20 protein-coding genes are annotated in these 20,648 nt (G+C 40.8%); 5 read left to right on the top strand and 15 right to left on the bottom strand.

Going from position 1 to position 20,648, the window contains the following annotated elements:
* Window positions 1-52 precede the first annotated feature (52 nt).
* The 5 genes from MFP28_RS06125 (at window position 53) to xerS (ending at window position 3,957) form a co-directional block, all read left to right on the top strand.
* Window positions 53-853, top strand: a complete 801-nt coding sequence (locus MFP28_RS06125) for an alpha/beta hydrolase (protein WP_002906576.1) — start codon at window positions 53-55, stop codon at window positions 851-853.
* A gap of 53 nt (window positions 854-906) precedes the next feature.
* Complete coding sequence (locus MFP28_RS06120; RefSeq protein WP_002906575.1) at window positions 907-1,350, top strand: MepB family protein; 444 nt, start codon at window positions 907-909, stop codon at window positions 1,348-1,350.
* Window positions 1,351-1,689: 339 nt separating this feature from the next.
* Window positions 1,690-2,322, top strand: coding sequence for a hypothetical protein (locus tag MFP28_RS06115; RefSeq protein ID WP_427191999.1), 633 nt, complete (start codon window positions 1,690-1,692; stop codon window positions 2,320-2,322).
* Window positions 2,279-2,473, top strand: a complete 195-nt coding sequence (locus MFP28_RS06110; protein ID WP_427191998.1) for a hypothetical protein — start codon at window positions 2,279-2,281, stop codon at window positions 2,471-2,473. The genes MFP28_RS06115 and MFP28_RS06110 overlap by 44 nt, the downstream gene beginning before the upstream one ends.
* A 413-nt stretch (window positions 2,474-2,886) precedes the next feature.
* Complete coding sequence (xerS, locus tag MFP28_RS06105) at window positions 2,887-3,957, top strand: tyrosine recombinase XerS (RefSeq protein WP_002906573.1); 1,071 nt, start codon at window positions 2,887-2,889, stop codon at window positions 3,955-3,957.
* Between the two features lie 87 nt (window positions 3,958-4,044).
* On the opposite strand, the gene MFP28_RS06100 is transcribed toward xerS, so the two are convergent.
* The 15 genes from MFP28_RS06100 to dprA form a co-directional block, all read right to left on the bottom strand.
* Window positions 4,045-4,683: a hypothetical protein gene (locus tag MFP28_RS06100; RefSeq protein WP_002906572.1), complete on the bottom strand. Its 639-nt coding sequence runs from the start codon at window positions 4,681-4,683 to the stop codon at window positions 4,045-4,047.
* Window positions 4,684-4,848: 165 nt separating this feature from the next.
* Window positions 4,849-5,838 (bottom strand): lipoate--protein ligase, encoded by a 990-nt coding sequence (locus tag MFP28_RS06095; protein WP_002906571.1) that lies wholly within the window; start codon window positions 5,836-5,838, stop codon window positions 4,849-4,851.
* 66 nt (window positions 5,839-5,904) lie between these two features.
* Complete coding sequence (gene lpdA, locus MFP28_RS06090) at window positions 5,905-7,611, bottom strand: dihydrolipoyl dehydrogenase (protein ID WP_002906570.1); 1,707 nt, start codon at window positions 7,609-7,611, stop codon at window positions 5,905-5,907.
* Between the two features lie 78 nt (window positions 7,612-7,689).
* Window positions 7,690-8,733, bottom strand: coding sequence for a dihydrolipoamide acetyltransferase (locus MFP28_RS06085; protein ID WP_002906569.1), 1,044 nt, complete (start codon window positions 8,731-8,733; stop codon window positions 7,690-7,692).
* A gap of 353 nt (window positions 8,734-9,086) precedes the next feature.
* Entirely contained in the window at window positions 9,087-10,079 is a 993-nt protein-coding gene (locus tag MFP28_RS06080) for an alpha-ketoacid dehydrogenase subunit beta (RefSeq protein ID WP_002900354.1), read from the bottom strand.
* 18 nt (window positions 10,080-10,097) lie between these two features.
* Window positions 10,098-11,066 (bottom strand): thiamine pyrophosphate-dependent dehydrogenase E1 component subunit alpha, encoded by a 969-nt coding sequence (locus MFP28_RS06075; protein ID WP_002906568.1) that lies wholly within the window; start codon window positions 11,064-11,066, stop codon window positions 10,098-10,100.
* A gap of 222 nt (window positions 11,067-11,288) precedes the next feature.
* Window positions 11,289-12,455, bottom strand: coding sequence for an ATP-grasp domain-containing protein (locus MFP28_RS06070; RefSeq protein ID WP_002906567.1), 1,167 nt, complete (start codon window positions 12,453-12,455; stop codon window positions 11,289-11,291).
* Window positions 12,456-12,467: 12 nt separating this feature from the next.
* Complete coding sequence (locus MFP28_RS06065; RefSeq protein ID WP_002906565.1) at window positions 12,468-13,208, bottom strand: esterase family protein; 741 nt, start codon at window positions 13,206-13,208, stop codon at window positions 12,468-12,470.
* A gap of 32 nt (window positions 13,209-13,240) precedes the next feature.
* A complete protein-coding gene (locus MFP28_RS06060) occupies window positions 13,241-14,065 on the bottom strand; it encodes an alpha/beta hydrolase (RefSeq protein ID WP_002906563.1) in 825 nt (274 codons plus the stop codon).
* Window positions 14,066-14,229: 164 nt separating this feature from the next.
* Entirely contained in the window at window positions 14,230-14,580 is a 351-nt protein-coding gene (locus MFP28_RS06055) for a DUF1801 domain-containing protein (protein WP_002906562.1), read from the bottom strand.
* 98 nt (window positions 14,581-14,678) lie between these two features.
* A complete protein-coding gene (gene trmFO / locus MFP28_RS06050; protein WP_002906560.1) occupies window positions 14,679-16,013 on the bottom strand; it encodes a methylenetetrahydrofolate--tRNA-(uracil(54)-C(5))-methyltransferase (FADH(2)-oxidizing) TrmFO in 1,335 nt (444 codons plus the stop codon).
* Between the two features lie 100 nt (window positions 16,014-16,113).
* Entirely contained in the window at window positions 16,114-17,058 is a 945-nt protein-coding gene (locus MFP28_RS06045) for a hypothetical protein (protein WP_002906558.1), read from the bottom strand.
* The gene (locus MFP28_RS06040; RefSeq protein WP_002906557.1) at window positions 17,055-17,555 is read right to left on the bottom strand and encodes a hypothetical protein; all 501 of its coding nucleotides are present in this window, start codon (window positions 17,553-17,555) and stop codon (window positions 17,055-17,057) included. Before MFP28_RS06040 ends, MFP28_RS06045 begins: the two co-directional genes overlap by 4 nt.
* A 58-nt stretch (window positions 17,556-17,613) precedes the next feature.
* Entirely contained in the window at window positions 17,614-19,707 is a 2,094-nt protein-coding gene (gene topA, locus MFP28_RS06035) for a type I DNA topoisomerase (RefSeq protein WP_002906556.1), read from the bottom strand.
* Window positions 19,708-19,791: 84 nt separating this feature from the next.
* Window positions 19,792-20,634 carry a DNA-processing protein DprA gene (gene dprA / locus MFP28_RS06030; protein WP_002906555.1) on the bottom strand — a complete coding sequence of 281 codons (843 nt, stop codon included), beginning with the start codon at window positions 20,632-20,634 and terminating at the stop codon, window positions 19,792-19,794.
* Window positions 20,635-20,648: the final 14 nt, after the last annotated feature.

Below are 20,648 nucleotides of genomic sequence, written 5' to 3'. Positions count from 1 at the left end.
AGTTTTATGTGGCTTGTTTTTGGAAACATCAGATTCAGATACGGAGACTAGAATGAAGCCTTTTTTGACTCAATTGATTCATCGACTTGCTAAAACCTTTCAAAAATTATTGAATAAGCTGCCTAGCCACCCTATTTCTCATCTTCCTGACAGCAAGGTCGAAATTCAACCTATTATCATGATTCCAGGTAGTTCGGCGACAGAGAATCGATTTAATCGAATGGTTAAAAAGCTCAACCGCAATCAGCATCCACATCATAGTCTGGTTCGTATTAAAGTCTGGAATGACGGGCATATAACTTACCGAGGGCATTTGAAGCGGAAGGATAGAAATCCCATTTTTGTGGTTGGCTTTCAAAATAATAGCGATGGTTATGAAAACATCAAGCAGCAGGCGGCCATGTTTGACGCTGCCTTGACTATTTTGCGAGAGAAATATTCTTTTGACAGCTTTAAGGCGCTGGGGCATTCTAACGGCGGTCTAATTTATACAGTATTCCTGCAGCAATACCTAGCAAACCATTCTGGGTTAGAGATGGAAAAGCTCCTGACTATTGGCAGTCCTTATAATCTAAACAAGAAAAATCTCAATCATCGAGTTGAGATGTTAGATGATTTTTTAGCCAACCAAGGAAAACTTCCTAAGGAGCTGCAGCATTTATCAATTTTGGGAATTTTTTTCCGAGATGGTGACGGAATTGTCCATAAAAGCAGTGTAGAGGCTGGAAGCTTGGTTTACAAAGGAAAGATTGCTTCACACAGAGAAGTAGTCGTCGTAGGCAAAGATGCACATCATTCATCCCTACCACAAAATGAGCAAGTAGTTGATTTGATTAAAGGGTTTTTATTCTAGTAATTATTTTACATAATTTAATTTTGGTAAAAAATTAGAAAGGCGACAAAACAATGAAAATAACAGAAATTCTTCATAGGTATTATGGTGACTTTGATCTGATAAATGAAAAATGGAATGAAGACTATGAAAGCATTTTGATTAGGCCAAAGGATGATCAAGAATATAAAAGATGCCGTTTGGCAAAGAAAACGCCCAGAAAAGAAGGCTACTTTACAGTCTTTTGGAAAAAAGACCAAGACAACAAGAATATCCCTTATACTGATAAAGACTTGGGTGATGAACTGGTTATTGTCGTCATCGAGGACCGTCATTGCGGTATATTTATAATTCCCAAAGAGGTGGCTATCAGTAAAAAAATTCTTTCTACAAAGGATTGTAAAGGAAAGATGGCTATGCGGTTTTATCCGTCCTGGTGCACAAATTTAAATAAAACAGCTCAGGCAACACAAAAATGGCAACTGGATTATTTTCAAAAAATCGAATTAGAAGAATAAGTTTCAGGTAAAACAAGACAGAGTTTAATTTCTCAATTTTGTCTTGTTTTTATTATCTATTTTGTAGTAAAGTTAGATTGCTTAAAACTAAAAGTTTATGTACAATTGACTTATCAAGGGCTAAACCCTTGATACAACTGAATTATTAGCATAAAGTACATTTTGAGTAGTGATTTATGGTGATTAGGTAGTAGGTTCAATTGTATATTTTGGTGGTTATGGAGTGGGTGAGGGGAGTTGGAATAATGTACATTTTAGTTCTATATTTATCTGTTTAAATCATGTAAAAGCCGTGTTATAATTTAGAAAAGGAAAATTATACTTTTAGGAGGACAACATATGAGCAGTCGTGATAAATACACAGTAGAGTTAAAACCTTCAGTATTAGATATTAAACAAGCTTACTTTGACTACCCTGAATTGAAGAATTTGCTAGAAAATTCTTCATATGATGATGGTGGATTCTTCATTCTGAATAACAATAAGATGTTTGATGATGATAAATGGCCTAATATTTGTCAGCATAAAATTATTTTGGACGAAATACAAAATATTGAAATTAAAACAATAAAGGTATTGTTGTCTAAACGGTTTAATAAAGACAAAGATAATTTTGAAGTTTCCGAGACTCATAAGGATAAAAAAGGGAAGTATTTAGAGTGGACAATTAAACCTGATAATGTCTATGGCAAACAACAAATAGACATTGATTGTTCAGTGTGTCCCAGTGAGGATATTTTTAATCGAGGACATTTAATAGCAGATTCAATTATTGGTTATTGTGACGAATTTGATTACCGTAAACGGGAAGACTTCGTTATGATCACTAATTGGTGTAATCGAGCCAATACTAATCACAAAACTAGAAAAGCTTGTGGTATGTTCTATTTTGAGAATGTTATACTTAATACATTAGAAAAAGGAATTGATGTTGAATATAGAGTTACGCCGAGGTGTTATTTTAGAAGCTAAAACGCCAAACAAAGAAGCGTTTGAAGTAGAAGATGATGATGTTATCATGAATGAATTTAATGTCTTTATTCCAAATGCTCAAAATGGTTTAGCCATCAATTATAAAACAGGTTCAATAAAAGCCACTAGATGCAGAATCAAAAGAGACTGATAACCTAGTCACCTTAAAAGACTTATACGAAGCCGAGGGTTTCAAATGACTAAACTAAGGTTAAGCCATTGATATAACTGAATTAAAAGTATAAAGTACATTATTTAAAAAGTGTATGCTTTTAGCTGGTCATGAAGATGTGACAACTTCATCTCACTATTTTTCAAATTTAAGCCAATTTATTGAATGTCGTAGTTATCAAATGTATCGTAAACTAATGAGGAAAGAAATGTCCCGAATTTAAGTATACGAAGGATTTAGTTTTCACGGGAATAACGTAACGTACATTTTTTGCTTAAAATTTTTTTGTTAATTGCTTACCTCCCTCTATCATCTTTCCGAAAAACTATAATTTTCTTGAAAAATATATCTAGATATGCTATACTACTATTATAGAAAAACGGAGAAATATAATGAGACGTGAACTGTTATTAGAAAGAATTGATAAACTTAAGGCCACTATGCCCTGGTACATTCTAGAATATTACCAATCAAAACTGGCGGTGCCTTATAGTTTTACAACCTTATACGAATATCTCAAAGAATATGATCGATTTTTTAACTGGGTGCTAGAATCTGGTATCACGGATGCTTCGCATATTGCTGAGATTCCTCTTTCTGTCTTGGAAAACATGAGCAAGAAAGACATGGAGGCCTTCATTCTTTATCTGCGAGAGCGGCCGCTTCTCAATGCCAACACGACACAAAACGGTGTTTCTCAGACAACTATCAACCGAACTCTGTCAGCTTTGTCCAGCCTCTACAAATATCTGACTGAGGAAGTTGAAAACGAGCAGGGTGAGCCCTACTTCTATCGAAATGTGATGAAAAAGGTTGCTACTAAGAAGAAAAAGGAAACTCTGGCTGCTCGTGCTGAGAATATTAAGCAGAAGCTCTTTTTAGGAGATGAGACAGAAGAATTCCTCCAGTATATTGATACAGAGTACCCTAAGAAGCTCTCTAATCGCGCTCTGTCCTCCTTCAACAAAAACAAAGAACGTGATCTAGCTATCATTGCCTTGCTGCTAGCCTCTGGTGTTCGTCTGTCTGAAGCTGTTAATCTAGACCTGAAAGACATCAATCTAAAGATGATGGTCATTGAAGTGACAAGAAAAGGCGGAAAAAGGGACTCTGTCAATGTTGCTGCTTTTGCTAAGCCCTATTTAGAAGAGTATCTAAACATTCGGAGTAAGCGATACAAAGCCGAAAAGACTGATACAGCTTTCTTTTTGACTGAATACCGCGGCACTCCTAATCGAATCGATGCTTCCAGTGTTGAAAAAATGGTGGCCAAGTATTCTGAGGACTTCAAGGTGCGAGTGACACCTCACAAACTCCGTCACACGCTTGCTACACGTTTATACGATGCAACCAAATCTCAAGTTCTCGTTAGTCACCAGTTAGGGCATGCTAGCACTCAGGTAACAGACCTCTACACCCACATTGTCAATGATGAGCAAAAGAACGCTTTGGATAAATTATAATATTACATAATTTAAAATATGTGAATTTAATATTAACAATAACAACAAAAGAGCGAAAAATCTATTTTAGATGCTTCGCTCTTTCTTTTATAAAAACTCAATCCAATAATTACGATGGGGTTCAACAATCAACGGTTTGCCCCAGAAGTGCTTGAGATGTTCTAGATTTGCTGCTGTAACTGGTCGATTTTTGGTGTTGTACTTTTCAGCGCTTTCTCTAGTTAGGAAGCATTTGACCGCTTCGTAGGAGCCTTCTGCTGTCTCTCTATTCAGCCCTTCAAAGCTAATTTCATCACCCGGCTGAGGATTATCCGTAAAGAGTTTTCCGATAAAATAGACCGTTTTACTCTTCATCAGATCGTAAGCCTTGATATTCTCTATTCGATTATTAGCCGCTGCAAACATGATACAAAAGCTGTCTACAAGATCCTTCAAGGGCATCAGGTCTTCCTTGGGAACGAAAACATCTACCATGTAGAGCCCGCCAATGACTAGGTTTTGGAAAGAAGGTTGCTGAATAACATTATCCAACGCCATGCCAAGCGGTAATTTCACAGCTTGATAGCCTGATTTTTCAAATTCTTCTTTCTTTTTCTCATAATCTTCTGGAGATATGATAACATAAAAATTGTCTGGATTAGGAGATGGTTTTTTCTTCAGAAAAGCTACAACTGTGCGGTCCAACTGCTCAAACAGACCAAGGCTTTCTACTGGGACTTTCTGCATCAAGGCACCCCTTTCTCTAATTCCCTATCATTTTATCATATCTGGTAGATAAAGCCTAGAGAAAACTAGCTGGTTAAGGAAACGTAAGAATGTTGTTGATTTGAAATATACTGTTTATATGAAAAACCAAACTCTTTGAGAGTTTGGTTTTCTTTATGTCATATTTTAACCAACGATAGCTTCGGCAATCTCTTCTCTGCTGATTCCAGCAAAGTAGCGGCTAATATCAATCGTTTCAAGAGCTCTCAGGACATCTTCGCGTTCGTATTTAACACCGCGCAGCACATCTTCTACTGCTGCTACATCTTCAATGCCAAAGAAATCTCCATAGATTTTAATATCCTGAATCTTGGATTCAACAACATTGGCGAAGATTTCTACCTTACCGCTGGTAAACTTGGTGCCACGACGTACATTGTATTCAGGCGATTTACCATAGTTCCAGTCCCAAGTTCCAAATTTACTATCTCTGATTTGCTTGATTTCTTCCAGTTCTTTCTCGGAAAAGACATATTCTGTCATTTCTGGATACTCTTTCTTCATATAGTCCAGAAGCAGGTCACGGAATTCTTCGACAGTAATCTTTTCTGGCAATTCATTGACAATATTTGTCACGCGTGCACGAACGGATTTAACACCTTTTGATTCGAACTTGTCTTTAGAAACTTTAAGCGCATTGGCCAAGACAGACAAATCAACATCAAAGAGCAGGCAACCATGGTGCATGATACGGCCGTTAATATAGGCCTGCGCATTGCCGCAGAACTTCTTACCGTCAATTTCCAGGTCATTACGGCCAGTGAATTCAGCCTTTACCCCAAGTTCTGCCAAGGTGTTGATAACTGGCGTAGAAAAACTCTTGAAGTCAAAGGCACGATTTTCGCTTTCCTTAGAGATAATGGTGTAGTTGAGGTTGTTTAGATCATGATAAACAGCTCCCCCGCCGCTGATACGACGCACGACTTCAATGCCATGCTCACGAACATAATCACGGTTGATTTCTTCGATGGTGTTTTGGTGACGCCCCACGATGATAGAGGGTTTGTTAATCCAGAGCAGGAAAATTTCATCCTCGTCTAAGAGGTGTTTGAAAGCATATTCCTCCAAAGCAATATTAAAAGCTGTATCATTTGAGTAATTAACAATGTATTTCATAAGCTACCTCTTTATACGATAGAGACTGGAACAATGATGTATGCCCAGTCTAATCTATCTTTTAAATTATTTTTTCTTAGGTGAGTGAACTGCCAATCCCAGTACGTCCGCAAAAGCTTCGTACATAACTTCTGAGAAGGTTGGATGACCGTGGATAGTCTTAAGCATTTCTTCGACAGTGATTTCCATTTCGATGATGGTTGATGCTTCGTTGATCAATTCTGCAGCAGCAGGACCAATGATATGAACACCGAGCACTTCACCATACTTCTTGTCAGCAATGACTTTAACGAAGCCTTGAGCTGCGTCTGAAGCGATAGCACGGCCATTAGCAGCGAAGTTGAACTTACCAATTGTTACATCGTATTTCTCACGAGCTTGCTCTTCTGTCAAACCAACTGCTGCTACTTCTGGCAGGGTGTAGATAGCTGCAGGTGTCAGATTGAGTTTAGCAACATGGTGGTTACCTTTCAGAGCATTTTCAGCAGCGACTTCACCCATACGGAAGGCTGCATGAGCCAGCATCTTAGTACCATTGATATCACCTGGTGCGTAAATACCTGAAACAGAAGTTTCCATGTACTCATTGACCTTGATACGGCCGCGATCCAGTTCGAACTCAACCTCGCCAATGCCTTCTAGGTCTGGCACACGTCCGATAGAAAGCAAGGCCTTATCTGCGACAATATCTTCTTTCCCTTCAACCTTGATACGGAGTTTGCCGTTTTCTTCGACGATTTCTTCCAACTTGGTTTCAGTAAGGATAGTCATACCCTTGCGCTCCAAGATGAGGCGAAGGTTTTTAGAAACTTCCGCATCCATAGCTGGGACGATACGATCCATCATTTCGATAACGGTTACCTTGCTACCGAAAGTCATGAAGGCTTGTCCAAGCTCAATACCGACAACACCACCGCCGATAATTACCAGATTTTCTGGCACTTCGTTCATTTCCAGAATATCATCACTGGTCATAACAAGAGATGATTCCATACCAGGAACATTGATTTTGCTGACTTTTGAACCACCAGCAAGGATGATTTTCTTGGTTTCAAGCAATTCTGAACCATTTACCAAAACATTCTTATCTTTAGTAATGGTACCAATTCCCTTATGAACATCTACGCCATAGCTGCGGAGAAGGCCGGCAACACCGCCAACAAGCGTATTGACAACCTTATTTTTAGTTTCAAGAACCTTGTCCATGTCCACCGAGAAACTTGAATTTTCAATGATGATTCCTCGATTAGCAGCATGACCAAGGTTTTCAATGATTTCAGCATTGTGCAAGTAAGTCTTTGTAGGGATACAACCACGATTCAAGCAGGTTCCGCCCAGCTCAGACTTCTCAACCAAGGCAATCTTGCCACCCAGCTGGGCTGCTTTGATAGCCGCTACATAACCAGCAGGTCCGCCACCGATAACAACGATATCGTAAGCATCATCACTCTTATCTTCATCTGTGCTGGCTGCCGCTGTTGCAGGAGCTGGTGCTTCCGCAGGTGCAGATCCGCCAGCAGTTGGGATATTTTCTCCTTCTTCTCCTAAGTAACCGATGACTTCCGTTACTGGAACAGTTTCTCCGTCACCTTTGAGAATGGCAATCAGGTAGCCATCTTCTTCAGCTTCCAATTCCATGCTGACCTTGTCAGTCATGATTTCCAGAAGAATTTCCCCTTCTTTGACAAATTCGCCGACTTTCTTATTCCATTGGACAATTTGCCCTTCGGTCATATCCACGCCGGCTTTTGGCATAATTACTTCTAAAGCCATTTTTCTTTCCTTTTCTAATTTAATTTTTCATTTGCTGAGTGTTTCGTTTCTTTGTTTTTCAGACTAGCAAAGAAAATCTTATACCAACATTGAAATTGGGTCTTCAATAAGAGCCTTCAAGTCCTTCATAAACTTAGCTCCAGCCATTCCGTCAACTACACGGTGGTCAATGGTCAAGCCTAGGCTCATAATTGGACGGATAACAATTTCGCCATTAACAACGACAGGTTTTTCCACTGTCGAGCTCACACCTAAGATAGCAGAGTTTGGTTGATTGATGATTGGCCCAAAAGACTGAACGCCAAACATACCTAAGTTACTGATTGTGAAAGTTGAGTTTTGCAGCTCGCTCGGAGCTAACTTGCCTTCCAAAGTACGTCCGATTACATCTTTAAAGGCTACCACAAGCTCTGATAAAGTCATTTTCTCTGCATTGTAGACAACCGGTGTCATCAGGCCATTATCCATACCGACTGCCATTGAAAGGTTGACATAGTTGTGTGTGATAATGGTCTTACCATCCTCTGTCAAAGTCGAATTGAGATAAGGATGCTTCATCAATGTCTTCACAACAGCCAGCGAAAGCAGGTCTGTGACAGTTACTTTTTTGCCAGTTGCTTCCATGATTGGATCCAGCACTTTTTTACGCAAGGCCAGCATTTCTGTCATATCAACATCATAGTTAAGGGTGAATGTTGGCGCCGTCAGATAAGATTCTACCATCCGCTGAGCGATAACTTTCCGCATCGGCGTCATTGGAATACGCTCAATTTCACCGTAAGGAGTGACATTATCAGGCACTTCTTCCACTTTTTCAATTTGAGCAGGAGATTTGATTGTATCGCTCTCAACATTCTCAGGCAAGAAAGCAAGAACATCTTTCTTCATAATCTTGCCACGATGGCCAGTTCCTTGAATCTCTTGCCAAGCAATATTGTGTTCTTGGGCAATTCGTTTTGCCAGTGGTGAAATGCGCACCACATTTGTATCTTTATAAGTTTCCACGTCTTCTTTGTGGACACGACCGTTTGCGCCTGAGCCAGAAACATCATAGAGGTTGATTCCCAAATCATCCGCTAACTTTCTAGCTGCAGGAGTCGCTCTTAGCTTATCATCAGCCATGACCTCTCCAATTCTAATTATGATATTAAGGGCGTAAAAAAAATCAAAATGAAAATAGAAAACTTAACGAAGAAATTTTAGTTTCTAGAAAAGTTAATTTTTCACACAGACTTTAGCCCATGTTCAACTCTACAAGTAACTTGGATACGAAACGTATCTCAAGTTACTACGGTTAACGCTATCTGCGACCAACCTAGTAGACTTACTAATTCGTTCATCGGATAAAATCGGTCCGAATAACGATTGTCTGCAATTAGTAAAATTTTAGCTACTTTGACCCTCTACACAAGATTAGATTACATAAAATAATTTATGTAATCTAATTCGTAAGAAAGCCTTTTCTTTATTATACCTTATTCTTTATGATATGTCTTCCGAATAGCGTCTTTAATGCTTTCAACAGTCGGAATCATCGCGTTTTCCAAGTTTTGCGCATAAGGCATTGGCACGTCTTCACCTGCACAACGGCGGATTGGGGCATCTAGATAGTCAAATGCTTCAGACTCAGAAATAATTGCTGAAATTTCACCAATGAAACCGCTAGTTTTGTGGGCGTCATTGACCAAAACGACCTTTCCAGTCTTCTTAACAGAGTTGATGATAATATCCTTATCAAGTGGCACCAATGTACGTGGGTCGACCACTTCTACAGAGATGCCTTCTTCTGCTAATTCTTCAGCCGCCTGCATGACACGGCGAAGCATTTTTCCGTAGGTAACAACTGTTACATCGGTACCTTCTTTTTTGATTTCGCCAACACCGAGTGGGATCACATACTCAGGATCTAGTGGCACTTCGCCTTTTTGGTTAAATTCAGACTTATATTCCAGGATAATGACTGGGTTGTTGTCTCGGATAGAAGCCTTAAGGAGCCCCTTCATATCAGCAGGAGTTCCTGGAGCGACTACCTTAAGTCCTGGAATGTGGGTAAACCAAGATTCCAAAGACTGCGAGTGCTGAGCTGCAGAACCAACTCCATTACCTGCCGCACAACGGACAGTCATTGGCACCTGCCCTTTTCCGCCAAACATATAGCGCGTTTTAGCGGCTTGGTTGACAATAGCATCCATGGCGATTACAGAGAAGTCCATAAAGGTCATGTCTACGATTGGACGCAGCCCTGTCATAGCTGCTCCAGCTGCTGCTCCAGAAATAGCTGCTTCTGAAATCGGACAGTCACGTACACGCTCTGGACCGAACTCTTCCAGCATACCAACAGATGTTCCGAAATCTCCACCAAAGACTCCAACATCTTCTCCCATCAAGAGTACATTTTCATCGCGACGCATTTCCTCAGACATAGCGAGGATGATGGTATCACGAAAAGACATAGTTTTAGTTTCCATTTTCTTTTTCTCCTCTCTTTAGTCTGCGTAAATATCTTCAAAGGCAGATTCAAGCGGTGGGAATGGGCTTTCTTCTGCAAATTTCACAGATGCTTCTACTGCTTCTTTGACTCCAGCTTGGATAGCTTCCAGCTCTTCCTCGCTTGCAATCTTGTTTTCCAGCAAGTATTTACGAAGATTTTCGATTGGATCTTTTTTCTTCCATTCTTCTACTTCTTCACGAGTACGGTATTTACCTGGGTCAGAAGACGAGTGTCCCAACCAACGATAAGTCACACTCTCAATCAAGACAGGTCCTTTACCACTGCGAACATGCTCCACAGCCTTTTGGAAGCCTTCATAGACATCCAGAACATTATTACCATCTTCGATGAACATACCTGGAATGCCATAAGCTGCGCTGCGCTCGTGGATGTGCTCTACATTGGTCATTTTCTTGATGTCAGCAGAAATACCATAGCCGTTATTGATACAATAGAAAATTACGGGTAGATTCCAGATGGAAGCCATGTTGACTGCTTCGTGGAAGACACCTTCGTTAGTAGCACCGTCACCAAAGAAGCAGACAACAATCTTGCCTGTCTTCTGCATTTGCTGGGTCAGAGCTGCTCCGACAGCAATTCCCATGCCGCCACCTACGATACCATTGGCACCAAGATTTCCAGCGTCTAGGTCAGCAATATGCATAGAACCACCTTTTCCTTTACAGGTCCCAGTGTATTTTCCTAGGATTTCAGCCATCATTTCGTTGAGGTTGATTCCTTTTGCGATAGCTTGACCGTGTCCCCGGTGATTAGAAGTCAGCAAATCATCCTCATTCAAAGCCAGCATAGCACCGACATTGGCTGCTTCCTCACCTACTGAGAAGTGAGTCATACCAGGAACCTTTCCTTTTTTTACAAGTTGAGCAATTTTTAAGTCCATGCGACGGATTTCTTCCATCTTACGGAACATCTCTAATAAAAGATCTTTATCTAAAGTTGCCATTTTTTTGCCTTTCTAAGCATAATTCTTCTACTTAATTCTATCTAAAGCTGTAAGCACTGTCAAAACTTTTGCTCACTTGCATTTCACAAAGAAAAACCAGTCAATCCATTGGATAAACTGGTTTTCGATACCAAAATAGAAATTTCACAAACTTTTTGTGCTAGAGTAGTTTTTACTATTTTGAAACTGTTATACGAAAATAATAGCAGAGCATGCTTCCGATTAATCTGCCTGTTTAGCAAAATCTGCAATCATCTGCTCCATTTGCTCACGGCTTGGTGTTGTTAGCATATAGAGGTAGTCACCTTGAAGCTCCGCAAATGCAGCCGGCATGTCTTTTTTAACCTTGAAGTTATCTCTGTATTTCTCCAGCAAGTCAGCCTCAGGGTAAGCATAGTTTGTCGATGCACGGCGTGAGGTTGCCAGACAGAACAAAGGCTCCATGTGGGCAGCTGGGAAAGGCTCTCCTGCTACAATTGCTGCATAGCCTCTGTAAAGATCGATTGAGTGGGCGAAATTATAGACATCAATGGTAAAGCCGCCAGCTGGACGGTTATTGTACTCAATGGCTACATAATCATCACCCTCGCGGAAGAACTCAATATGGAAAAAGCGTTCTTTCATGCCGAAGATTTTGACAATCGCTTCTCCATAAGCACGCAGTTTTGGATCCATATCCTTAAGAACGTAGTAGGAATTGTCCATCTTATAGATCATCAAATCAAGCGGCGTATGAGCATAATCAAAGGTGGTTGCAAAGACGATCTGACCGTCCTTATCTACCAAACCGTCAAAAGTACAGATTTCGCCAGACTGGACAAACTTTTCAAAGAAATAAGCTGTCTGATGGTCCCATTCTTGCTTGAACCGTTCGACATCTTCTGCTGTTTCTAGCTTAAAGGTCGCAGCTGCTCCCACTCCGTTATCAGGCTTGGCAATCAAAGGCAGACCGAGTTTCTTGACAGCCAAATCAGCGCCTGCTTCTGTATTGACAATCTGACCAGGTACGACTGGAACGCCTGCTTTTTTAAAGAGTTTCTTCATTTCTGATTTGAACTTGGTCTTTTTCAAGTCTTTTGGTTTTGCTCCAAAGACATTGAATTGCTCGCGCAACTCAGCATCCAGTTCCAGCCAGTATTCATTATGTGACTCAATCCGATCAATAGGTCCATGCTTGTAGAAGAGAAAGGCAACTGCTCTTTTTACTTCGTCAAGATTTTCAAGATTTTCTACTCTGAAGTATTCAGTCAATGAATCCTTCAAAGGCTGGTCTAGCTGGTCATAAGGCTCCTGACCGATTCCCAGAACAGTGATTCCTTTGTTAGCCAGTTCCACTGTAAACTGCTGAAAATTTTGCGGATAGTAGGGAGAAATAACGATATAATTCATAGGAAACCTCCTTTAAAGATTGAGTTCATTAAGGAAATAAGGTATTTGCTTACGCCACCAAATCCAGTCATGGGAAACATCATGGCCCCATTCAGCAAACCAAGCTGGAATATTCTTATGCTCAAAAGCTTCTTTCAGCGTGTAGAAGGAAGGCAAACCATCCTGCTCCCAGTCGCCCAAGCCAGTACAAACGATAATATCGGCCTGTCGATAGCGGTCAATAAACCAGCCATCATTTTGGTTCCAGATATAGTCGGCTGGTGAGTTTTGATAAATGACTTCGTCGTTCAAATTGTCACCAACAAAGAAACGTGCATCGTAGACACCACTGAGGGCAATCACTTTATTGAAAACATCCGGATGCTGCAGGAAGAAATTAACGGCATGATAAGCACCCATGGAGCAGCCTGTCGTCATCATAGGGTCAAACCAACCTGTCTTATGTTTGACAAAAGGAATAGCTTCCTCGATGACATATAGCTCATAGGCACGATGCATTTCTGCTCGGTCGTGAGGATGCTTCCAGTCCGCCAACCAACTCTCACTATCAACGCTACTGAGAGTGAAAAATTGGACCTTGCCGGCCTCGATAAAACCAGCGCAGGCCTCAATCATACCGAAGTCAGCATATTCATTATGGCTGCCGCCTGATGATGCGAAGACTATAATCGGGAGCCCAGCATGGCCATAGCGATTGACATACATTTCACGACCTAGATTGCCGCTCCAATGACTTAAAAATTCTACATGCATAGTTTTTACCTCTTTCTCACTGTTTGACTAGATTACCATTTCTCGCTGATAAAACGGAAACAGTCTGGCAAGTGCTCTGCCCAAGCGATTTCATTATGAATAGCTCCAGACTGGATCTTAATCTGAATATTTGCCAAATCTACCCCAGACACAAGCAACTGTCGGAAATAGCTGAGCGATGAATCAATATAGGCCTGCTTGATGTTGCCAGCCATCAATGTCTTATCCGTATCATCAGCCTCTTCTGTCCCAACATAAATGAAAACTCGCTGGTCAGCCTGAAGTTTTTTTCTCTCAATATAACGGTCAAAGGCTTCCTGATGCAGCCAATTTGCTGATGAAAAGATGCCCAGACAACCAATCTGATCTTGGTATTCAACGCCGATAAACTGGCTGATATTTCCCCCAAGAGAAGAGCCAATCATGGCCGTATGCAGTCGATCTGACTTGGTCCGATAATGCTGGTCGATAAAAGGCTTGACGACTTCCATGACAAACTCCGCATACTCCGTTCCCTTGCCGCCAAACTGAATGCCAGGAATATTGGACTCTTGGAACTTCCAAGCTGAGTATTCATTCATCCGCCGTTGGCCATCGTTGTCAATAGCCACAACAATCATTTTCTCAATATCAGGATTACGCTTGATTGTCGGAATGACTTTCCACGAATGACCGCTGAAAGACTCCTTGCTATAGAGAACGTTTTGGCCGTCGTGAAAATAAACGACTGGATAGGTCTTGTTTGTATCCTGGCTATAGTTCTTTGGAAGCAAAACGCGGACACGGCGTTTTTGCTTAGTATAAGGAACGACCAACTCATGTGTCTTCATTTCAAGGTAAAAATAGGATTTATTCATTTTCAGAAAACTTTCTATTTTCAAAATTTTTATTTATTATATCACAAATTAAGCAAAAAAGTTAGGAAATTCCTAACTTTTTAATGATTTTTATTAGATAATGATAGAAAATAGATTATTTATCCAAATAAGGCTGTAAATCCTGCAAGGCTCGCTCAGCAATTTTATTCTGCTGCTTTTTGAGCCAATCGCAAGTAATCCGTCAAATGCTTGTTTTCTATATCTTCAAGCGTATGTAATTTCAAATGGCGACGGCCTTTACCCTTGCCTTCCAACAAACCGTATGGGTCTGCCATCTCGGCGCCACGACCAAATTCCACAGTTACATGCTGCTTATAAACAAAAATGCCGCAAAACGGTTCGGGGGCGGCAAACAAAATACCGCCATATTTCACTTCTTCGACTACTGTATCTGACAGTTGCCGTATTTTCGTGCGCACACTATTGGCGATTTCATACAAGGCAGGATTATTAATTAGCCAATCATCCAGCAGATTTTTTACTTTTTGGTTCATGGTCTCCTCCTAATTTGAGATTGTAGGTTGGTCATTGATGTCCGATTTCCAAATTTTTTATTTATTATAGAACAAAATCAAGAAAATCCTAACTTTTTTTAAATTTCTTGATAAAATTGTAAGTCTTTTAATGCTCGCTCGGCGATTTTTTCGTAACGTTCTTTTTTATCACGAATGCGCGGACCTTCCAATTCTTTGATAATCCCAAAATTGACATTCATGGGTTGGAAATGCTTGCTGTCTGCATGGGTAACATAATGTGGCAGGCTACCGATAGCTGTTGTTTCTGGAAAGACAAGTGCTTCTTCTCCCTTGAAGAGTCGAGCGGCATTGATACCAGCAACCAAACCAGAAGCTGCTGACTCGACATAGCCTTCAACTCCAGTCATTTGACCTGCAAAGAAAAGATTTGGCTGTTTCTTAGAGCGGAAAGTCTGTTCTAGCAGATTTGGAGAGTCCATATAGGAGTTTCGATGCATGACGCCATAACGTACAAATTCTGCATTTTCAAGGCCGGGAATCATCTGAAAGACTCGCTTTTGCTCGCCCCACTTGAGATGAGTTTGGAAGCCGACAATGTTGTAAAGACTACCTGCTGCATTGTCCTGACGAAGCTGCACCACAGCGTATGGCGTCTTATATTCACCATCTCGAGGCCCTTGGTAGTCATCTGGATATTCTAAACCAACCGGCTTCATCGGTCCATAAAGCATGGTTTTAATGCCTCGCTTGGCCATAACTTCAATAGGCATGCAGCCTTCAAAGTATTTTTCTTTTTCAAAGGAATTAAGCGGTGCTTCTTCGGCATTGACCAAAGCATCATGGAAATCCATAAATTCTTGCTTGGTCATGGGTGCATTGAGATAGGCTGCTTCTCCCTTATCATAGCGGGATTTGAGATAGACCTTGGTCATATCAATAGTATTGACATCAACAATCGGCGCTGCTGCGTCGTAGAAATAAAAACCGTCACCTCCATTGAGCGCGTGGATTTTTTCTGCTAAAGCATCGCTGGTCAAGGGGCCAGTTGCAATGACTGTGATAACATCCTCTGGAATTTCAGTGATTTCTTCACGAATGACCTCAATCAATGGATGGTTGGTCACTAGCTCCGTCACCATCTGAGAAAATCCTTCTCTATCAACCGCTAGAGCGCCACCCGCTGGCACCCGAGTCGCTTCTGCCGACTTTAAAATGACCGAGTCCAACCGTCGCATTTCTTCTTTGAGCAGACCAACTGCATTGGTCAGCACATCTCCTCGCAAAGAGTTAGAGCAAACCAGTTCTGCAAAGTCCGCAGTTTTGTGTTGAGGAGTTGACTTAACACCCCGCATTTCATAGAGTTTGACTGGGATGCCACGCTTGGCAATCTGGTAAGCTGCTTCACTGCCAGCCAGACCAGCACCGATAACATTGATATAGGATGATGACATGATTCTCTCCCTTGGATATTTCTAGATTTTCACTCTGACCATTATAACAAAAAGATAGTAAAAAAGACAGACAGGAGAATTCCTGAATGTCTTTCCAAAATCATTGTTTATTGAAGCTGAATGACTTATAAGCATACAGATGCTTATTGTCTTCGTAACTTATACCAAAGCCTACTTCTGTATTCCTAGGTAGTTTATCGATTTGAAGTATTTGAACAAGTAAGTATTCAAAATCAGAGTCTGTCCAATTGTCAATATCTTCATTAGCTAATTGTAGGTTTTGTTTTCGTACTTGTTCTATATCAACGCTTATATGAATACTAAAAGTCGAACGATTGTCAGCAACTCTTTTTAAGAGTATATCGCGATTAAGAGCAAGCAAATCTTCATCTAGTTTATTTGCTCTACTTAGGTCTAAGTCCTTGATTAACGGAGCTAGTTCTTTGACATCTGTTTTCAAAATTGCTTCTCTTTTTTCTTGTTCTTCAAGATGAGTTTCTGGGTTGCCGCTATATTCTTCTTTTGGCACCAAAGAATATCCTGAGTCAAAGGAGTGCAATTCAATTGAGTTTTTAATATAAAGCTGTCTAATCATATCTTCGCTCAAAAATGTAGAGGTCAAGCCATCACTTTGAAGTAATCTATTGTATGCTTCTTCAAGTCTATCATAATTGTCATCGCCAGAAACATACTCCATTTCTAAACGATAGACTTTTTTCTTGGCCAAACCAAAGAAAATTTTCTTCTCAACTTCTTTAAGTCTCGGGTTGTATCTGAGGACTGGAGTTTTCTGAACATAATCTTTTTCAAAATCCACATAGACATCAACAAATTTTTTGTTTCCTTCAACGTAAAACGGAAATCCCTGATAGCCAAAAGTATCAGCAGTAGAGTATCCTTCTGCTTCTAGTCCTGCAGCTTCTATTACGGAACTAATATTTGATATAGCCGTACTACTTAAATCATGATCTACACTGTTGTTGCATGCTGACAAAATAAATAATGCGAGAATAGAAAACAGCACACTAATTATTTTCTTAATCACTTTGCTTTTAACATCTCCTCCAAGTAAGCAATCTTAGCAAAATCCTTATGATTGTTATTTTCATTTCGGTAAGAATCTTGGGAAGAAGCACGGTAGATAGCTAAAAATTGCTCTGCAGTTGGCAGTAGAAATTCAACTCCTTCAACTTCTTTTCGAGACAGCTCCGCTATTGGCACACCTGAAAATGGCTCCAAGGTTTCCATGACTCCAAATTCAATAGATAAGTCTTCTTTTTGAAATTCATGCTCGTGCAGATCGACTAAGCGATAGCCCAAGCGTTCCATCATGGGCTCAATCTTATCCATATCATAAATGCGCTCTTCATCTGGTGCTTCCCAGCCACGTTCATCACCATGAACATGAATATCAATATCCCGCGCCTGCCAGTCCTGACCAGTAACCTGCTCCAGCCCCAAGGAGCCCATCAGCAGTGGAACAATTCCCATCTTGTTCAGTTGAGACGCGATTTTTAGAAATTCTGCAAATTTATCTGTCATAAAACTGCACCTCTTCTTCAGAAAATATTTCACGTAATATAAATTATGTAAAAAACAGTTATTTCACTTTTTCTTCTTCGTAATCTCCATTACTGCAGACCACTTGCTTGCCGCCACCACGAACTTTCTTTTCAATCAGATAATGGTCACATTTTGGACAGTTCCGACCGACTGGCTTGTCCCAAGATGTGAAATCACAGTCTGGATAACGATCACAGCCATAGAAAATGCGATTTCGCTTAGTCTTACGCTCGATAACTTGACCTTTCTGGCACTGTGGACAGGTTACGCCGATCTCCTTGACAATAGCCTGAGTGTGACGACAGTCTGGGAAATTGCTGCAGGCGTAGAACTTGCCAAATCGACCCAACTTAATGACCATGGGACTGCCACAGACCTCACAATCAAAACCAGCTGGTTCATCCTTGATTTGGATTTTCTCCATTTCGGTCTCGGCTTTAGCGACTTCCTTTTCAAAAGGTCGATAAAACTCGTCAATAACTTTCTGCCACTGCTCTTTGCCAACTTCTACATCATCCAATTTTGCTTCCATTTCGGCTGTAAATTTCACATTTACGATGCCTGGGAAGAATTCGACAATCAATGAATTGACAATCTCACCTAATTCCGTCGGCTCAAAGCGCTTGGAAACCAGCTTAACGTAATATCGTTTCTGAATGGTCTCAATGGTCGGTGCATAGGTAGACGGACGACCAACACCATTTTCTTCTAAAGTCTTGATGAGAGTCGCTTCAGAATAACGAGCAGGCGGCTGGGTAAAGTGCTGTTCTGGATTGGTATTGACACGTTTGACGGTATCCCCCTTTTCCATATCCGGCAGCATTTTATTCTTGTCAGAGTCATTGTAAATAGCCAGATAGCCATCAAACTTGACCTGACTGCCATTGGCAGCAAATTGGACACCATTTTGCCCCAGCTTAACATTCATTGTATCAAAGACTGCTGCTGTCATTTGGCTGGCTAAAAAGCGGTTCCAGATTAGCGTATAGAGCTTAAGCTGATCCTTGTCCAGATACTTTGCGATGCTTTCTGGTGTATTGAAAACGCTAGAAGGACGAATGGCCTCGTGGGCATCTTGAACGCCAGAAGCGTTCTTAGCCTTGCTGCCATGTTTAGAATATTTAGCGCCAAATTTATCCGTGATAAAGCTTGCTGCTTCATTCTGCGCTACCGGACTGATACGAGTCGAGTCGGTACGCATATACGTAATCAGACCTTGTACGCCAGAACCGATATTAATCCCCTCATAGAGCTGCTGAGCAACCATCATGGTCTTACGTGTCCGGAAATTAATCTTATTAGCGGCATCTTGCTGCATAGAGGAAGTCGTGTAGGGCAGTGGAGCATTGCGTCGACGCTCTTTCTTTTCGACACTGTCGACAGTAAAGTCATCACCCTTGAGGTGAGACAGGACTTCTTTGACCTCGTCGTTGTTAGACAGCTTCATCTTTTTACCATTCATACCATAGAAGCTAGCCTGAAACTGACGAGTTCCCTTCTTGAAGGTTCCATCAATTGTCCAGTATTCTTCTGGTTTGAAGGCATTGATTTCATTTTCCCGGTCGATAATCAGCTTGAGGGCGACAGACTGCACCCGACCAGCTGACAGGCCTTTTTTGACTTTCTTCCAGAGAATAGGAGAAATAGAATAACCAACCAAGCGGTCCAAAACTCGACGAGCCTGCTGTGCATCGACCAGATCCATATCAATCTGGCGCGGCTCTTTAAAAGCGTTCTTGACTGCATCTTTGGTGATTTCATTAAAGACGACACGGTTTTTCTCTTTCTCATCCAGATTCAGAATGTGAGCCAGATGCCAAGAAATAGCTTCTCCTTCGCGGTCCGGGTCACTTGCTAGAAAGACTTGCTTAGCTTTCTTGGCTTCTTTTTTCAAGTCATTAATTAACGGACCTTTACCACGAATATTGATATATTGCGGCTCATAGTTATTCTCAAAATCAATGGACATAGTAGACTTTTTCAGGTCACGAATATGACCGACACTGGCCAGAACCTTGTAGTTTCGTCCCAGATATTTTTCTATTGTTTTTGCCTTAGCAGGCGACTCTACGATGACAAGATTTTTCTTGGTCGTAGACTTTTTCTTTGTTTTTGTTACCAATTTAGACACCTTCTATAAGAAATAAATCTCATAGAGTTTAAACTATTTTTTGATAGATGTCAACTGCTAACTTTTCTTATAGGAAAACTTGTTTTAAAAATCAAACTCAGAAAGGACGTCAGAGCCTGATGTGATGCACTTTGCACCCTCTTGAATCAAATGATGGCAACCGTCAGATTTTCCATCTAAAATTGACCCCGGAATAGCAAAGACATCTCGCCCTTCTTCCATGGCTCGCTCACAGGTAATCAGACTGCCTGAACGCATCTTAGCTTCTGCCACGATGACGCCTCGACAGAGACCAGCGATGATACGATTTCGCTCTGGAAAATGAAATTTCAAAGGCTGTTCACCTGGACCATACTCTGTCAGCAATAAATGATTTTTGCCAATGTAAGCTTGTAATTTTTTGTTAGCCTTGGGATAGAAGACATCTAATCCCGTCCCAATGACAGCAATGGTCTGACCTCCGTTTTGTAGAGCAGCCATGTGAGCTGCTGTATCAATCCCTCGAGCCAGCCCGCTGACGATAACCAATTCATTATTTAGCTCTTTGATAATCTTTTTTACTGAGGCATTTCCTTGCTTGCTGCTGTCTCTACTGCCAACGACCGCAGCTTTGGGCAATTCTAGTAGATTTAGATTTCCCTGATAAAATAACAAAGTCGGGGCATCGTAAATTTCACATAAATCCCAAGGATAAATATCATCCAAGATAGAAAAGGACGGAAAAAGTTCAAATTCTTCCTTCAAAGCTGGTAAATCAAGCCTCTTGTATTTCTCTATAAAGAGTGCAGGATTGCGGCACTCAGATACGACAGCCTTATCTCGCAGAGAAAGCTTGCCATCTTTACTCTCGGCGTATCTCAAAACATTTAAAACCTGATGATTAGTCAAACCAGCTTTTTTCATTTTATAAATCTCAAAATTATTCATTTTTTCACCTCACT

Source organism: Streptococcus sanguinis (genome assembly GCF_050234405.1).
In the GTDB taxonomy this organism is placed as follows: domain Bacteria; phylum Bacillota; class Bacilli; order Lactobacillales; family Streptococcaceae; genus Streptococcus; species Streptococcus sanguinis_W.
This window is presented reverse-complemented; position numbering and strand designations above follow the sequence as displayed.

What these genes read in the sequence shown, in the direction of transcription:
- MFP28_RS06110 (WP_427191998.1), top strand. Translation starts at nt 2,279, where the DNA reads ATGTTGAATATAGAGTTACGCCGAGGTGTTATTTTAGAAGCTAAAACG.
- MFP28_RS06065 (WP_002906565.1), bottom strand. Translation starts at nt 13,208, where the DNA reads ATGCATGTAGAATTTTTAAGTCATTGGAGCGGCAATCTAGGTCGTGAA.
- MFP28_RS06115 (WP_427191999.1), top strand. Translation starts at nt 1,690, where the DNA reads ATGAGCAGTCGTGATAAATACACAGTAGAGTTAAAACCTTCAGTATTA.
- MFP28_RS06060 (WP_002906563.1), bottom strand. Translation starts at nt 14,065, where the DNA reads ATGAATAAATCCTATTTTTACCTTGAAATGAAGACACATGAGTTGGTC.
- dprA (WP_002906555.1), bottom strand. Translation starts at nt 20,634, where the DNA reads ATGAATAATTTTGAGATTTATAAAATGAAAAAAGCTGGTTTGACTAAT.
- xerS (WP_002906573.1), top strand. Translation starts at nt 2,887, where the DNA reads ATGAGACGTGAACTGTTATTAGAAAGAATTGATAAACTTAAGGCCACT.
- MFP28_RS06085 (WP_002906569.1), bottom strand. Translation starts at nt 8,733, where the DNA reads ATGGCTGATGATAAGCTAAGAGCGACTCCTGCAGCTAGAAAGTTAGCG.
- MFP28_RS06120 (WP_002906575.1), top strand. Translation starts at nt 907, where the DNA reads ATGAAAATAACAGAAATTCTTCATAGGTATTATGGTGACTTTGATCTG.
- MFP28_RS06080 (WP_002900354.1), bottom strand. Translation starts at nt 10,079, where the DNA reads ATGGAAACTAAAACTATGTCTTTTCGTGATACCATCATCCTCGCTATG.
- trmFO (WP_002906560.1), bottom strand. Translation starts at nt 16,013, where the DNA reads ATGTCATCATCCTATATCAATGTTATCGGTGCTGGTCTGGCTGGCAGT.
- MFP28_RS06095 (WP_002906571.1), bottom strand. Translation starts at nt 5,838, where the DNA reads ATGAAATACATTGTTAATTACTCAAATGATACAGCTTTTAATATTGCT.
- lpdA (WP_002906570.1), bottom strand. Translation starts at nt 7,611, where the DNA reads ATGGCTTTAGAAGTAATTATGCCAAAAGCCGGCGTGGATATGACCGAA.
- MFP28_RS06075 (WP_002906568.1), bottom strand. Translation starts at nt 11,066, where the DNA reads ATGGCAACTTTAGATAAAGATCTTTTATTAGAGATGTTCCGTAAGATG.
- MFP28_RS06055 (WP_002906562.1), bottom strand. Translation starts at nt 14,580, where the DNA reads ATGAACCAAAAAGTAAAAAATCTGCTGGATGATTGGCTAATTAATAAT.
- MFP28_RS06125 (WP_002906576.1), top strand. Translation starts at nt 53, where the DNA reads ATGAAGCCTTTTTTGACTCAATTGATTCATCGACTTGCTAAAACCTTT.
- MFP28_RS06100 (WP_002906572.1), bottom strand. Translation starts at nt 4,683, where the DNA reads ATGCAGAAAGTCCCAGTAGAAAGCCTTGGTCTGTTTGAGCAGTTGGAC.
- MFP28_RS06040 (WP_002906557.1), bottom strand. Translation starts at nt 17,555, where the DNA reads ATGACAGATAAATTTGCAGAATTTCTAAAAATCGCGTCTCAACTGAAC.
- MFP28_RS06070 (WP_002906567.1), bottom strand. Translation starts at nt 12,455, where the DNA reads ATGAATTATATCGTTATTTCTCCCTACTATCCGCAAAATTTTCAGCAG.